We start from the raw sequence: 14908 nt of genomic DNA on the forward strand, positions 1-14908 counted from the left end.
CAACAAAATTGACACTGTTATTAAGATAGTAAGCATTTTAGTGACTTCATGACTACGGACAGTCACATATGCGTGGATTTGTAAATTGAGTTGACACCAATTGCCACTTTGTGACTACACTCACAAGTAAGCCGAACTGCACTGCAGGAGGCGGGATCACCCAACTACTTTCAAGGATTCTTCATGACTCACATCAAACCCTGGCTCAAAGTGGCCACAGGCGCTCTTTTGGCCACTTCTGTCGCTTTCACCGCCAGCGGATGCGCCACCACTGACGCAGTCAGCAGCGGTGGCGGTGAAAAGTCGATGACCTACTGGTCGATGTGGACCGAGACTGAGCCCCAGGCCCAGGTCTTGAAAACATCCCTCGATGCATTCCAGAAGGACACAGGGGTCAAGGTTAATGTGCAGTGGCAGGGACGTAAGGTCCTGGACAAGGTCACTGCAGGCCTGCTCTCCAATGACGTCCCGGACCTGGTTGACCAGGCCTACGACGCCCTGGGCCCGGCACTTGCCAAGACCAACCAGCTCCAAGACCTGGCACCGGTACTGAAGGAGTCAATCCCCGGCGAAGCCGGCAAGACCGTCGGCGATGTCATTCCGGCCAAGTATTTCGATGTCCTGCCCACCTACGGCGGCGACGTGAAGACGTACATGGTTCCCTACACGATCTCCAACGTCTCCGTGTTCTACAACAAGGCCAACAAGGTTGCCCCGGAAGCTCCCAAGACTTGGGATGAGCTGCTGGCCAACTGCAAGAAGGCTGTAGCCGCCGATTTGGCTTGCATCGCTTCCGATGGTGACGCAACCTGGGCAAATAGCTACTGGTTCGACTACTTGCTCAACCGCAACGGGGGCGAAGGATCCTTCCAGAAGCTGGTCGAAGACAAGACCGGAGCGTCCTGGGAAGATCCGGCAGTGCTGAAGACCGCCCAGCAAATCCAGGATCTCGTCAAGAGCGGCTACATCATCAAGGGCTACGACGCCTCCAAGTACCCGGAGCAGCAGAACGCCTGGGCCGCAAATAAGGCTCTGTACTACCTGATGGGCAGCTGGGCACCGGCAGAAACGGCAAAGTACGCTGCCGAAGGCTTTGCATACGGGGCATTCAACTTCCCGACCACCACGGCATCATCCACCACGGCTAACGACTCCATCGCCTTTGGCTTTGCCGTGCCGAAGAAGGCTAAGCACACTGACGAAGCAAAGCAGTTCATCGCCTACTTCGCCAACAAGGACCGCATGGGCCAAATCTCCACGGTGGCCAATAACCTCTCGGCCCGCCCCGACGTCGAAGCTCCCGCCACGCTGAAGGACGTTGCCGCCATTTTGGCTGACAATACCACCAGGCTCCCGGCCGACGGCGTCTCCGGCGACGTCGTTGACAAGGGTTTCAACGCAACCTTTGACAAGCTTTTCCTGGGCAAGGTCTCTGCTGAGGAATACGTCAAGGAAGCTAAGACCGCCATGGTGGCTTACTGGAATGCCAAAGGATAATAACTGATGGCAGCCCCTGTACTTCCGCTGGCACACGGGCGCAATTCTGGCCGCCCGCGTGCCGGCATGTCGGCAATAGAACGTAGCAGACGCCGGCTCTTCTGGCCGATGCTGGCCCCTGCGCTGATCTTGATGGCCTTGTTTTACATTATTCCCATCATTTTTGGTGGATGGTTGAGCCTGAACGAGTGGGACGGCATCAACGACCTCAAGTGGGTCGGCCTGGACAATTACGTCCGATTGTCCAAGGACCCTGTATTCATCGGTTCCATCATCAACACCCTGAAGATTCTCTTCGTTGTTGGAATTGTCACTTTCGTCTTCGCCTTCGCTTTGACCATGATCCTGCGGGACATGACGGGCAAGAAGTTTGTCCGTAGCGTACTGTTCTTCCCCACGTTGATCAATGCCATGGTTTTCGGTATTTTCGCCGGCTTTCTCTTCAGTCCATCCGGGCCTGTGAACAAATTGTTGTCGCTGGTTGGCGTCCAAGACCCGCCCAAGTGGCTGGCGCAGGACAATCTGTTCAACATGATCATGATCGTGATGATCTGGAGCGCTACCGGCTACTTCACCACCATCATCATGTCCGCCGTGGATCAAATCCCTGCTTACTACTACGAAGCTGCCGGCCTGGACGGGGCCGGTCCCTGGGCCAAGTTCCGGCACGTGACCCTGCCGCTGGCGTGGGATGTCATCTCTGTCTGCGCCGTGTTGTGGACCATGAGTTCGGTGAAAGTCTTTGAGCTGATCCTTGTCTTTGGCGGATCCACGGCGAAAGCACCGCCCACGAACACCTGGTCCACGGCACTATACGTCTACCAGGCAGCCTTTGGTAGCGGTGGCGACCGAGAGTTTGGCATCTCTGCCGCATCGGCAATTGTCAGTCTCCTTTTGGTCACCGTTCTCACAATCGGTTTGCGGCGGATGCTGCGCCGTGACGCCGTTGAAATCTAGGAAACAGGGTTGAACCAATGAACCAAGTCATAACTCAGCCTCCGCTTCAGACTGAAACGACACAGGCATCCCGTCCTCCGCGCGTTCCCACACGGCGCAAGTCCTCCCGGAAGGACCGCATCAGCCTGGGTGGCTATGTAGGCCGCGCTGCCGTCTGGCTGCTAGTGGCCTTCAACCTCTTCCTTCTGGTGTGGATGGTCATCACGTCCCTACGCGATACGCGAGACATTGTCCGCGATCCGCTGGGTCTGCCGGCCGTCCCGTTCTGGGAAAACTTCTCCACCGCGTGGAGCACAGGAGCATTCGGCCCAGCGCTGATCAACTCGGTGGTTGCCACGCTTGTTTCTTCCATATTGGTGGTTGCCATTTCGGCACCCGCCGCCTATGTGCTGGCCAAGTCCACCAGGAAGCTCTCTTCGACGTTCACGCTCCTGTTTGTGCTGGGGCTGGGTGTTCCGGGCCAGGTGCTGCTGGTGCCCGTGTACATCATGATGGCCAGATTTCAGGACATTTCACACCTGAAGATGATAAACAGCATCCAGGGACTCATCATTGTGATGGTCGGCTTGGGTATCCCCTTCACCGTGTTTCTGCTGGCCGGGTTCTTCCGTTCCCTGCCGGTGGAAATTGAGGAAGCCGCCGCCATCGACGGCTCCTCCGGCATCCGCACCTTCATCCAGATTGTGCTTCCGTTGGCTCGCTCCGGCTTGGTCACCGCCTTCATGCTGGCAGTTATCAGTGGCTGGAACGAAACCTTGTTCTCACTGGTGTTGCTAACGACGTCGGAAAATCGGACCCTGCCGATCGCGCTGCTGGCCTTCCTCGATCAGGCACAATTCAACGGTGCTGACTGGGGCGGGCTGTTTGCTGGCATCGTCATGGTGGTCACCCCGGTTCTGGCCTTGTTTATCTGGCTGGGCCGACGAATTGTTGAAGGCATGACAGTCGGTATCAGTAAGTGATTGAAGGGAAAGTCCGGCTTTGAAACCTCTTCTTCTCCTCTCCGGAGGAAATGGCACAGTTGGCCGATTGTTGCTGGGGCACCTGCGCCGCGACTATCGGCTCAGGGTAACCACAAGGACTGCCCTTGATCCGCGGCCGTCCATTTTCGGAGCGGAAGATGAGCTCATGGTCGGGGATCTCGCAGATTCGGATTTCTGCCGGTCTGCGGTGGACGGTTGCCACGCAATCGTCCACCTTGCCGCCAATGCCTCCCCTGCCGCTTCGGTGGGGGAGGCGTTGGGTAACGTCACGATGATGGAGAATCTGTTCTTTGCAGCACGCGATAATTCCATCCAACACATCGTGGTGGCCAGTTCCGTGCATGCCACCGGATTGGACTACCGTGACGGAGTCCAACACATCGATCCTGCTATGGCACCACGGCCCTGCTGCCCTTACGGTGCCAGCAAAATCGCCATCGAGGCGCTGTCTAGACTGCACCAGGATTCACAAGCCAATGCTGTCTCCTGCCTCAGGCTTGGTCTCACCGGGTGGCCATTGAATGAACGGCAGTTTGCCGAGACCTGGTTATCCACCGGGGATTTGCGCGCTTTGATCGATGCCGCACTGACCCGGTCCCCTGGTTTTGGCATCTACCACGCGGTCTCCGTTGACTCCGCAGCACGTTGGAATACCGAAAATGCCCTTGAAGATCTTGGCTGGTCCCCCCGGGACCGCTGGGAAGTGGACCCTTCCCTACTACCCTTGGCCACCTCCAGCACCTGCCAACTGTTCCACATCCCCTGACACCCCCTGCCTTCGCTTGAACAGATTCCATTCATGTTCGACCGAGATAGTCCTAGTAAGACGACAGATAGGAATATAGTGAAGCGTCCCTTTTTGAAGGCGGCCGGAGCATTGACGGCCGTCCTGATATCGTGCTCGTTCATGCAGGCTGCGGTGGCTGTGCCACCCGTCCTTGCCGATTCCACCCCTCCACCAGCAGCCGCCACCATGGCCACTGTTACCCCCGAACGCGATATCACAAGCGTCTTGCGCAACCCGGGCATGGGCTGGATGGCGTACGCGGAGGAATTTGATCATGCCCTGGCCGACGCCGATACGTTTTGGAACGAGGTGGGTCCCAATTCCGCTGCTTCATCCGTGGTCTACCTTCGCATTCCGTGGTCCCGCATGGAACCCACGGAAGGGCACTACGCCTGGAACGAGGACGCGAACTTCAAATCCTTCATCAAGCAGGCCAAGGACCATGGCCAGCGGCTCGCCTTTCGGGTTTTTGTTGACAGCCAGGACAGCCACCAGCAGGCAACACCCCAATTCGTCTTCAACGCAGGTGCAACCGGTTACGGGGCCGGTTCGAATCCGTCCTTCAAAACCCCCTATGTGAACAATAAGGTCTTCCAGGCCAAATTCGAGAACTTCATGGCCGCCTTCGGTGCGCGCTTCGATGATCCCGAAGAGGTGGACTTCGTAGATACGAATACCATCGGGCACTGGGGAGAAATGCACAATTTCCAGGGAGTGCCCGGGAACGAGTGGGCTCCTACTCTTCGCTGGTTGGGCGACCTGTACCGCAAGTCGTTCTCCCATGTCCTGCTGGCACTGAACTTTGCCCCGGGCTTCAGCTACGCTGACTTGGACGAGCAGATCGCCAAAGGCTCCATCATGCGCCGTGACAGCCTCGGTAGCACCTTGTGGTTCCCCCAGGATCAAAAGAATGCCATCTCCTCACGCTTCCCGAACACGATTCTCGTGGGTGAAAACTGTTACCAGAACTTCACAGTCCGGGCGACTTCCTGCGATGACAGCTTCAAGGTCCCCGGAGACAAGCCCTATCGCCCCATGCTGGAGCGCGTCCTCGCCGATGCCAAGAATCTGCACGCCAACTACCTCGACCTGCGCCACGAACCGGATGTAAAAACTTGGGTGGTGGACAACCCTGACTTGGTCGAGGACTTCGCCGTCAATGGCGGCTACCGTTTGGCCCCCAACAGCGTCAGTGTCCCTACAGTTCTCGCTGATGGCGCACGCCAGGCCACCATCGCCTCCACGTGGAGCAACACCGGTGTTGGCCGAATGCCCAACGACAATCCCCAGTGGAACAACAAATATCAGGTTTCCTACGCCTTGCTGAACAAAGCCACCGGGGCTCCGGTGTACCAAGTGCAGTCTTCGGCGAATCCCGGCACGTGGGTCAAGGGCACCAACTACCCGACCAGCACCGCATTTACACCCACGAACGTTCCTGCCGGCAGCTATGACTTCGCAGTCGCCATCGTCGACAAGACCCGCGGAAACACTCCGGCCATCAAGCTGGCATTGACCGGTGCAACAACTTCCAGCGGCTGGAACAAACTCGGCACCACTGTGTTGGAGGCAGCTGAAACGGCAACACCGTCGGCTTCGGCTTCGGCAACACCGAGCCCAAGCACTGCACCCAACGAGAGTGCCACACCCAGCGAATCTGTACATGCCACGGAAAGCACATCACCCTCGGCAGGCCCCACTGTGTCGCAGGAACCCTCCAAGGCACCCGCAACACCCGATATCACCCTCAGTGCTGCCACCATGACACAGGGCGGCCAGCTCACCATTACCGGTGAGAACTTCAAACCCGGTAGCAGCGCCACGTTCACGTTGCACTCGGAGCCGGTACTTTTGGGCGCAGCCACCGCCGATGCCAAGGGTCGTGTGAGCCTGACCGTGGCTTTGCCGAAGGATACCCCCGCTGGACAGCACCAGATTTTCATAGTGGGTGTAGGACTTGATGGACAGGCGCACCAGGTAAGCGCACCCCTGGCCGTCACTTCCGCTGCCGGGGATGTTCCGGCAATAGATCCGACCACAGCTAGCAGCACCGCTACCGCCGAGAATGAGCTGGCCGCCACGGGAGCCAACACCACGGTGATAGGCGGGCTCGCGATCCTGCTGCTCTTGGCCGGCGCAACCGTATTTGGCATCAACCGCCGCAGGTCTGCCAGTCACTAGCAGCACAGAACATCTGAGACAAAACACCAAGCGCTGACTTGGGTTCGGGCGGGCATTGGAAATATTTCCGATGCCCGCCCGATGCATTTGAACTGCCAGCGTGCACCGCTTTGGCCCGTGAGCTAGGCCGGTGATGTCAGTTAGAACTATTCAACCTGTGCCATAGAAATGTTCACTTCCGCAAAAACCACTGCGCATACCCGTCTAGCATCCTGCGGTCCACCACCACACTGTGCACATGGCTTGGCCTGGCTGAGCCTCGGGTCTACCGCAAACGAGGGTTTGGAACAGACCACGCTAAGGTCCACTGGCACATGGGTTGCCATGGCTCTTTCTTGGTAGTTGGAAACCTGAAAATCCTTGCGACGGCAACGATTTTGATTCGCTAGCGCCAACCACCACACAGGTCCTACGCACCCCCAACCTGTATGGCAACCCGGCGCGCATGTGGAGAGCCAGCTAGCCCTACACACTCAGAATCAACCGCCAAGAACACACTTGCAAGGGACACGACCGGCTATTGGCCGACCTCATCCTTTTTCTCTGCATGGAAACTGATTGACGCAATGAACCTTGCGGGTTAATCGCTAGTTAGTCCCGTCAAACGGATCTTTGAAGACAAAGTCAACCGGGCCAGTGACGGACGCTGAGCGCATCGACGCTTTCTGCGAAAGCTTTGTTTCGGCAACACTCGCATTTCGCTCCATGGCAGGATATTCCGAGCTCACTGAGGGGAACGCAAAGTCTGTGGCTGACACGAAAGGATCCTTCGGCGGGTGAGGCATTGCTCTAGCCTATCGTTTTCCGCCAACACATCCTTAGTCGCTGCGCCCGCGCAGCGTTAACGGCCGCCGAGGGAGCGTGCAGCTGAAGCCGCCCGCCCCCATAGGGAAGGGTTGGGCACCCACGGTGTGGATGCCCAACCCGTTACTTACTTCGACATGTCGCGGTATGCGGTTTCGTGGCTGGTGACTACGGCCGGGAGATGTCCTTATCCCAGCAGTTCCTTGAGCAAGGTGGCCAGTGGGCAGTCGGGTACTGCTTCCAGTGCCTCATCCAGAGAGGAATCTGCACGGCTGGACCGCCCCATGTTCCAGCTGATGAAACGATCGGCGAAGCTTCTGTCCAAACCTCTCTCCGGTGTCACGATGATCAGGGCCTCAAGGTGCGCTTAGCCTTCGGGCGGCACTGAAGAAAATGCCGTTTGGCTGAGCTCGTGTTGGGCGGGCAGCGGGGGCAGGATGGCTCGCCCTTGAGCAGCCCTGAGGCCGTTGAGGATCACGGCGACTTCGGCCAGTTCGTGGACCAGGACGACGCCAGCCAACCCTAGAACACCAAGAAGTGCCAGGGGTAACAACACGATGATGATGGCCAAAGCCAAGACGATGTTGGCTGTCATAATGGCCCGTCCGCGCCGGGCGTGGGCCAGCGCCTGTGGGATCAGTCGCAGATCCGTCCCTGTGAAGGCTATGTCAGCGGTTTCGATGGCTGCGGCGGATCCTGTGGCACCCATGGCAATGCCAACATCGGCGGCGGCCAGGGCGGGGGCATCGTTGACACCGTCGCCGATCATTGCTGTACGGCAGCGTTTCCTCCAGGCCTCGATGACGGCTGCCTTTTCGGCCGGAAGCTGTTCGGCAAGGTAGTCCCTGATTCCCGCTTGGTCGGCCAGGGCGCGCGCGGTCCGGTCATTGTCTCCGGTGAGCATCATGGTGCTCACGCCTCGGTCTCGGAGTTCTGCGATGGCCGCTGCGGCCTCGGGTTTGAGTTCGTCACGAATACCGATCAACCCTGCCGGGGCTCCATCGATTTCTACGACGACCACTGTTATGCCCTCGAACTCAAGCCGGGCGCACACTGCCGCCAAAGACCCCGGGGCCACCCAGCGGGGGCTGCCGATTCTGGCGGCACCCCCGTCAACTGTTCCGCAGACCCCCTGTCCGGGCACTTCGGAGACGTCGTCGGCCGGCAGGGGTACCGGTGCCGCGGCGAGAATGGCTTTGGCCAACGGATGGGTGCTATGTAGTTCAAGCGCTGCGGCAAGGGCAAGAACCCTGTCGCGGTCCGTGCCCGATACTGTCTCCACCGCCACAACTTGCGGATTGTTGCGTGTCAGGGTGCCGGTTTTATCGAATGCCACCATCTTCACGGCTCCGAGCTGTTCAAAGGCCTCACCGGATTTGATCACCACGCCAAAGCGGCTGGCCGCACCGATGGCCGAGATCACTGTGACGGGCACAGCAATGGCCAATGCACACGGGGATGCTGCGACAAGAACCACCAGCGCGCGCTCAATCCACGTGCCCGGATCCCCGAACAGGACGCCAAGCAGGGCCACCAACGCGGACATGACCAAGACGACGGGAACCAGGGGCCGGGCTACGCGGTCTGCCATCCGGGCCCGCTCCCCTTTCCGGGCCTGCGCATTTTCCACGAGCCGCACGATCATCGTCAGCGAGTTCTCGCAACCGTCCGCGCTCGCTTCAAGTTGCAGGCTGCCGGTACCATTAATGGCCCCAGCGGGCACCGCGTCGCCAGGTCCAACCTGAACCGGAATTGATTCGCCCGTGATCGCGGAGGTGTCAAGGCTGGATCTTCCCGAGGTGACCACGGCATCGGTTGCCACCCGGTCTCCCGGACGAACAACCAGTAGATCCAGCACCCGGATCTCACGGGCTGGAATGACAACCAGACCCGAACTGCGGGAAATGGTTGCCGTCTCCGGAACCAGGGAAAGCAGGGAGCGCAGCCCGTGGCGGGCGCTGTCCAGGGCGCGGTCCTCCAAAGCTTCCGCGATGGAGAACAGGAACGCCAGTGCTGCGGCTTCCCCCACATGGCCCAACAGAACCGCGCCGACGGCGGCGATGGTCATCAGTAATCCCACCCCCAGGCGCCCGTGGAGCAAGCGACGCACAGCCCCGGGGATGAACGTGGAACCAGCCGCTCCAAGACTGAGCGCTAAAAGCACCGTATCGACAGGTTTGATGCCAGCCCAGTCCAGCCCGTATCCAATACTGAGCAGGAATCCGGCGGCGACAGGGACCAGAACGTTGCGGTCCATCCACCAGGGAGTGAGTCCCTCTGGCGCTTCCTGCATGCCAGTGCCGCTATCCCCTGTTGGGAGGGTTCCCTCTTCCACGGTGGCGACCGATTGACTGAGACCGTCCGGGGCCGGATTCGGCAGCGTTGCCCTGCCAAGGGAGACAGACTCATCAGGTCCGCAACATTCCCGGCTCATGCCTGAACCCCGGTGCCGCAACACAACGGAACATCGCAGTTCTCATCAAGACATCCCGTGCCGGTGTCCACGGCCAACACCACATTCACCAGTGCAACCAACGCCCGTGCCAGGTGCGGGTCTGCAATCTCATATTTCGTCTGTCGCCCTTGAGGCACTGCGGCGACAAGACCACAACCGCGTAGGCAGCTCAAATGGTTGGAGACATTGGAACGGGTCAACCCCAACTCCGCGGCAAGCTGCACCGGATATCCGGGAGCATTCATCAAGCTCATCAGAATGCGCGAGCGGGTTGGATCCGCCATGGCGCGACCCAAGCGGTTCATGACGTCAATACGAGAATCAATGGTCAGCATGTGCTGACTATACAGCCACTGCTGACCATTTGACATTTCGCACGTGCGCCTCGGGTTCAGAACTAGGTTTAGAACACGACGTTGTAAGGAACTTACCGTGGCGCCCTGGTTCTACCAGCAGTTCAAACCGGCACCATCAGATGGCTAGCGCGGTCTTGAAGAAGGCCTTGAATAAACCAGGATGGCTTTAGCCGGATCGGGAAGGATACCAAAAAAGCCCTGCACCACCCACAATCGGGTGGCACAGGGCCTTTCTCGTCTCAGTTATGCTCTACGGCCACGCCCTCCACGTCGAAGCCTCAGTCCATAAGCTGCCCCGCCAACCAGCAGCAGAAGCGCAGCAAAGGCGGCTAGACCTGCCGTATGACTGCCTGTACTGGCCAAACCATCGGCGGGCCCTGCAGTTGCACTCGTGACTGCAGAGGTTGCAGGGACAGTGGCGCTCGGCTTGCTGCCAGTCGTCGGCGCAGTCGTCGACGGCACGGTCGGATTAGTCGTCGGATCAGTCGGCTTAGTCGTCGTCGGATCAGTCGTGACAGGCGGCGTCGTCGGCACGGTCGTCGCAGGCGGCGTCGTCGGATAAGTCGTGACAGGCAGCGTCGTCGGATCAGTCGTGACAGGCGGCGTCGTCGGATCAGTCGTGACGTCGGGTTCACGTTGGCCCGGCTCAAAGCCAACCGGCGGGGTGACCACTGGTTCGCTGCCGTTGGAGCCGTAGACGCGCATTTCAGCAGCCGCAGCGAAGCCCAGGCCGTTGTGTGCGTTGAGGGCCTCAAACTTCACGTAGCGAACCTTATTTCCTGCAGGGATCGGAAGAATCTGCATGTCCGTACCTGCATTCAGACTGCCTGAGGCAACTGCTGCACCCCAGGTGACGCCGTCGTTGGACACGTAGATCTTGTAGTCCTTGATGCGGCCATTGTCTCCGCCTGTTTGGCGGCCCTGGAAACCAAATGCCGTCAGGTCATACGCTTCGGACAGGTCAAAGACGGCCCAGTGCGGGAACGGGCTGCTGGCGGTGTCGTACTTTGAGTGCCAGATGGTGGACAAATCTCCGTCGAGGACATTGCTGATGGGCCCTTCGGCTCCCGAAGTGGCCTGCTGGGAATCAGTGGTGACCTTCAATTTGCTCACCGGAACCATGCCGCTGATCTGCACCGGCAGGTTCACCTGGTTGGAGACAGTCTTGGTGACATTGTCGTTGCGGTATATGGCGGTGGGGCTCAACTTAGTGGTGCTGCCGCCTGAGCCAGCGGCCGGAACCACCACCCACGTGGTCGAAACACTCGCGCCAGGCGCCACAGTATCAAAGAGGTTGCCGTTCTTTTCCTTCACCAGGAACGTCCACCCTGCCGGAGGTGTACCCAGGCTCAGCTGAACATTGCTGGCAGCTGTTTCCTCGCTGTTGACGAAAGTCGTCACAATTTCAGCAGGAACCTGCGGTGTCAGTGCCGGTACGGGCGCAACATCAAGTTTGGCGCAGCCGGGCTGGTTCGCGGCGGGACCGAGATCCCGGACCACCATGTTGTCCAGCACCATGTCTGTAGATCCGCTGCCGATGCGGCGCAGGCCAACCCACGATGAGCCGCAGCCCGCCACCATCTTGCTGGAGAAACTCGTCGTCGACAATGCCGGCGCCAGGGTTTCATTGTTGATTTCCTTTGTCACCACGGCGGTACCAGTTGTGGAGTCAACCCCGGTCACCCACTGCCACTGGTTGTCACCGTTTGACTGGTAGTCAAAGGTGATCTCGTATTCGTGGCCGAAAGTGAACGGCAACGTCACAGGAGCCGTACGGTAGGTCAGGCCGGCGCGTTCGTTGTGCGCCTTCAGGGAGTGGGTGCCGCCCTTCTCGGTGATAACGTCATCGACCTGGCCGACACCCTTCCAATCCTTCTGCGTGAAGGGTGCGTGGAGCTGGCTGATGCTTGTCTGCGGGTCAGACAGGCCGCCGTTGTTGCCCTTGAAGAACGGTCCCCAGCCTGGCTGATTGCCTTCAAAGCCTTCGGTGAACACCACATTCCCGGCAACATCGGGCAGGGTCGTGGGAACGACCGGCAGCGGGTTGGTCATGAGCGAATTCAGCGGCGCATCGATCATGACTCGAACGTTGTCGATGCTGACCTTGGCAGAACCCGCGGCGGCTGAGACCTCTATTTTCGCCCGTCCGTCGGCAGGTGCCGTGAACGTCAGCGGGGCACGCTGGGCATAGCTTTCACTCTTGGAGTCGGAGGCCATGCGGTTTTGCATCGGTGTGACATCGAAACTGTTGGTTGCAGACAGCCCTGTACCAGTGGCCTTCAGTGCCGTGGCACGGTGCTGACCTTGGGCGATTTCGATGTCTGCGCTCACAGTGTATTTCTTGCCCGGGGTCAATCCGGTGATGCTCTGGGAAATGGACGACGCCGAGTCCCCCAGAACCGCTACGTAGTCACCAAGCGCTGTGCGCTGGGCTGTGGCACCGCCGGTGGCGTTCCACGCAGTCACGTTTCCGGTGTTGAAACCCGGGTCTACCAGGCCAGTGCCTTGGCCGTAGTTGGCGGCAGGCTGTGGCGCCTTGCCACCTGCCGGTACCAGCACGTACGCTGTCGCTGCGTCTCCGGTGAGCGTGACCTTGCCAGCGGCTGCGGCAACATCGGTTACCTTAACGCGGCCGTTGTCGGTGAGCTTGAACAGTTCAAGGTTGCTGGTACCGGCAAAGCTGGTCGGGAGGTCGAAGGTGGCGGTTCCCCCGGCAGCATTGTAGAAGTACAGTTTCGTGGCCTTGTTGGGGTTGGAGATGACATCGGGATCGGCCACATCCTGCCACGGGATCAGGTACTTGTTGCCGTCAATGACCAGCTTGCCGTCAAGGGTGACCTTGCGGACTCCGCCAACCATGTCAATGGCGACCTTGTGGCCATCGGCGTCTTGCAGCTTCGCCGAGGTGCCGGGCTGCCAGTCCATCAGTTCGTAGTGCTGAAGGAACTTGGTGGGAAGGTTGTCGCTCCACACCTTGGAGTAGGTGGCGTTGAAGTCTTTCTGCCCCGACCAGCCTTCGTAGTCCTTGACCACTTGACCGCCCAGCAGGGGGTCGGTGTTCCACAGGTCCCGGTCGGAGTTGGCAATGAAGCGGATCATCTTGGAGCTGATGCCCTTGTTGTCGCCGTAGTTCTTGTCATTGGCCCAGTGCGACCAGATGGCATTACTTTCAAAGCGGTGGGCGTACTCCGTGGTGATTTCGAAGCCCATTTTCTGCAGGTTGTTGGCAAGCCCATCTGCCATCGCACCGCTTTCCAGATAAGCATCAATGTAAAGGCTCTTGACGCCGGGGACAGTATCCTTCAGTTCCTGGAAACGGTCCAGCACGTTGCCCTTGCCCAGGTCGTTGCGCATATCGATCTTGTAGGCGCTGTTGAGCCAGTCCCATGCGCCCTGGCGGGTGCCGATCAGGTTTTCGCTGAAGTATTGGGCTTGTGCATAGGCCTCGGTGGCATTGACGTGGACACCAAATTCTGTGTTGTACTTTGCACCAGAGTTAACGAGGGTCTTGAAATCCTCTACCCCGCCGGCGCGGGTGTTGATGTCATTGCCGTAGTCGGGGTGGGCCGAGTCGTGCCCTTCACTTTGGTACCCCTTTTCCAGGATCCACTGGCCAAGGTTGTCCGTGGCCATCGAGAAGCGCTTGACATTGTCAAGTGTCTTCAAGAACGGGTTAGTTGCTGCACTACCGAAGTTAAAGGGAATGCGGGCAACCACACGGTCCGGGATTTTATCCGAGCCCAGCGGCTTTTCAGCATTGTTGCGGTAGGCAATGGCAGCATCCTGCCAGTCCACTTTGCCGGATCCGTTCACGTCTCCCGCTAGCACCACGGTGGCCTGGGGCAGGTCAAAGGTTGCTACGCGCGGGTCACTGGCCCCTTGCGGGTGGTAGGTGAAGGTACCCGGTGACAGTGATGCCACCTTTGCACCGGCTGCGCCATTCTCGACTTGCGAGAACAGCCGGTTATTCCATTCGTTATTTCCTGAGTCTTCCGTGGCATTGGTGATGATGCCAGCGGCCAACTTTTCGTTGTTGACGAAGCCGTAGGGTGTACCCACGGCCGCCGCATCCACAGCAGTGGCCGTTGTGACCGGCAGGTACTGGTCCTGGGGGGTGGTGATGTTGTCGTTGTTCTTTGTCCGGGACAGAACGGCACCGGCCTCGGCCGAGCTGACGGAGAGCAGCGAGTGGCCAGGGATGGAGAGGGTGTTGACCGAAGCTTCACCGGCGCCGCTGATCTTCGTCACCTTGAATTCCACGGTGTTGGCACTTGTGACGGTGATGGTGGAGGTAATGACAATCGCCGGACTGGCGATGGTGGACTGGTAGGTTGCCGTGGCACCGCTGACAGCGACAGTAGTTGTGGCTGTCTTCGCCTGTCCATTGATCATGAATGTTGTCAGTGCTTTGCTTTGCCCACCGATGACTTGGCCAGCGAGATTGTAGGAAACCACTTGGGGAAAGGCATCTCCCACGGCAACGGTGAGGCCCTTGCCGTTGGAAAGAGCCAAGGTGCCCGCGTCACCGGGTGCAGCTGTCGCTGTCGCAGCGAGTCCGACAGCTGTCGAGGACATGATGGCCAACGCCGTTAGTGTGGCCAATGTGCCACGCAGGTATCCGGGTTTGCGTCGTGCGCGGAGGACACTCCCCCGGCGATTTTCATTGATAGTCATTCGTCCACCCTGTTACGGCAGGATCACTGTATCTAGCGAACGTATCCGCCTGAGATGGTCAGTGCTCCTGCACAAATTTTGTTATGGATAACACACTAGCCAGTGACGGGCATTACATTCAAGAGTCCGGTGAATTGTGACGGAGCCTTTCCGGGACAACCGCCGTCGGGTGGACACAGAAAACCGTGGCCACCCTGTCAAACACAGGATGGCC

At 59.1% G+C, this 14908-nt stretch carries 8 protein-coding genes; 5 read left to right on the forward strand and 3 right to left on the reverse strand.

Annotated features, from left to right (window positions below; genetic code table 11):
* Positions 1–183 precede the first annotated feature (183 nt).
* The 5 genes from AAGW05_RS11440 to AAGW05_RS11460 all read left to right on the forward strand — a co-directional run bounded on the left by AAGW05_RS11440 (position 184) and on the right by AAGW05_RS11460 (position 6405).
* Positions 184–1497 (forward strand): ABC transporter substrate-binding protein, encoded by a 1314-nt coding sequence (locus AAGW05_RS11440; protein WP_411804650.1) that lies wholly within the window; start codon positions 184–186, stop codon positions 1495–1497.
* A 6-nt stretch (positions 1498–1503) separates the two neighbouring features.
* The gene (locus tag AAGW05_RS11445) at positions 1504–2454 is read left to right on the forward strand and encodes a carbohydrate ABC transporter permease (protein ID WP_411804651.1); all 951 of its coding nucleotides are present in this window, start codon (positions 1504–1506) and stop codon (positions 2452–2454) included.
* 17 nt (positions 2455–2471) lie between these two features.
* The gene (locus AAGW05_RS11450; RefSeq protein WP_411804652.1) at positions 2472–3416 is read left to right on the forward strand and encodes a carbohydrate ABC transporter permease; all 945 of its coding nucleotides are present in this window, start codon (positions 2472–2474) and stop codon (positions 3414–3416) included.
* A gap of 19 nt (positions 3417–3435) precedes the next feature.
* Positions 3436–4203, forward strand: coding sequence for an NAD-dependent epimerase/dehydratase family protein (locus AAGW05_RS11455; RefSeq protein ID WP_411804653.1), 768 nt, complete (start codon positions 3436–3438; stop codon positions 4201–4203).
* A 78-nt stretch (positions 4204–4281) separates the two neighbouring features.
* The gene (locus AAGW05_RS11460; protein ID WP_411804654.1) at positions 4282–6405 is read left to right on the forward strand and encodes a DUF4832 domain-containing protein; all 2124 of its coding nucleotides are present in this window, start codon (positions 4282–4284) and stop codon (positions 6403–6405) included.
* 1171 nt (positions 6406–7576) lie between these two features.
* Here AAGW05_RS11460 and AAGW05_RS11465 read toward each other — a convergent pair.
* The 3 genes from AAGW05_RS11465 to AAGW05_RS11475 all read right to left on the reverse strand — a co-directional run bounded on the left by AAGW05_RS11465 (position 7577) and on the right by AAGW05_RS11475 (position 14694).
* Positions 7577–9502: a heavy metal translocating P-type ATPase gene (locus tag AAGW05_RS11465; RefSeq protein WP_411804655.1), complete on the reverse strand. Its 1926-nt coding sequence runs from the start codon at positions 9500–9502 to the stop codon at positions 7577–7579.
* A 137-nt stretch (positions 9503–9639) separates the two neighbouring features.
* Entirely contained in the window at positions 9640–9999 is a 360-nt protein-coding gene (gene cmtR, locus AAGW05_RS11470) for a Cd(II)/Pb(II)-sensing metalloregulatory transcriptional regulator CmtR (RefSeq protein WP_411804656.1), read from the reverse strand.
* 264 nt (positions 10000–10263) lie between these two features.
* Positions 10264–14694, reverse strand: coding sequence for an endo-alpha-N-acetylgalactosaminidase family protein (locus AAGW05_RS11475; RefSeq protein WP_411804657.1), 4431 nt, complete (start codon positions 14692–14694; stop codon positions 10264–10266).
* Positions 14695–14908 lie beyond the last annotated feature (214 nt).

Source organism: Arthrobacter sp. LAPM80 (assembly GCF_046736435.1).
GTDB lineage: Bacteria > Actinomycetota > Actinomycetes > Actinomycetales > Micrococcaceae > Specibacter.

What these genes read in the sequence shown, in the direction of transcription:
- AAGW05_RS11450 (WP_411804652.1), top strand. Translation starts at nt 2,472, where the DNA reads ATGAACCAAGTCATAACTCAGCCTCCGCTTCAGACTGAAACGACACAG.
- AAGW05_RS11445 (WP_411804651.1), top strand. Translation starts at nt 1,504, where the DNA reads ATGGCAGCCCCTGTACTTCCGCTGGCACACGGGCGCAATTCTGGCCGC.
- AAGW05_RS11465 (WP_411804655.1), bottom strand. Translation starts at nt 9,502, where the DNA reads ATGCAGGAAGCGCCAGAGGGACTCACTCCCTGGTGGATGGACCGCAAC.
- AAGW05_RS11440 (WP_411804650.1), top strand. Translation starts at nt 184, where the DNA reads ATGACTCACATCAAACCCTGGCTCAAAGTGGCCACAGGCGCTCTTTTG.
- cmtR (WP_411804656.1), bottom strand. Translation starts at nt 9,999, where the DNA reads ATGCTGACCATTGATTCTCGTATTGACGTCATGAACCGCTTGGGTCGC.
- AAGW05_RS11475 (WP_411804657.1), bottom strand. Translation starts at nt 14,694, where the DNA reads ATGACTATCAATGAAAATCGCCGGGGGAGTGTCCTCCGCGCACGACGC.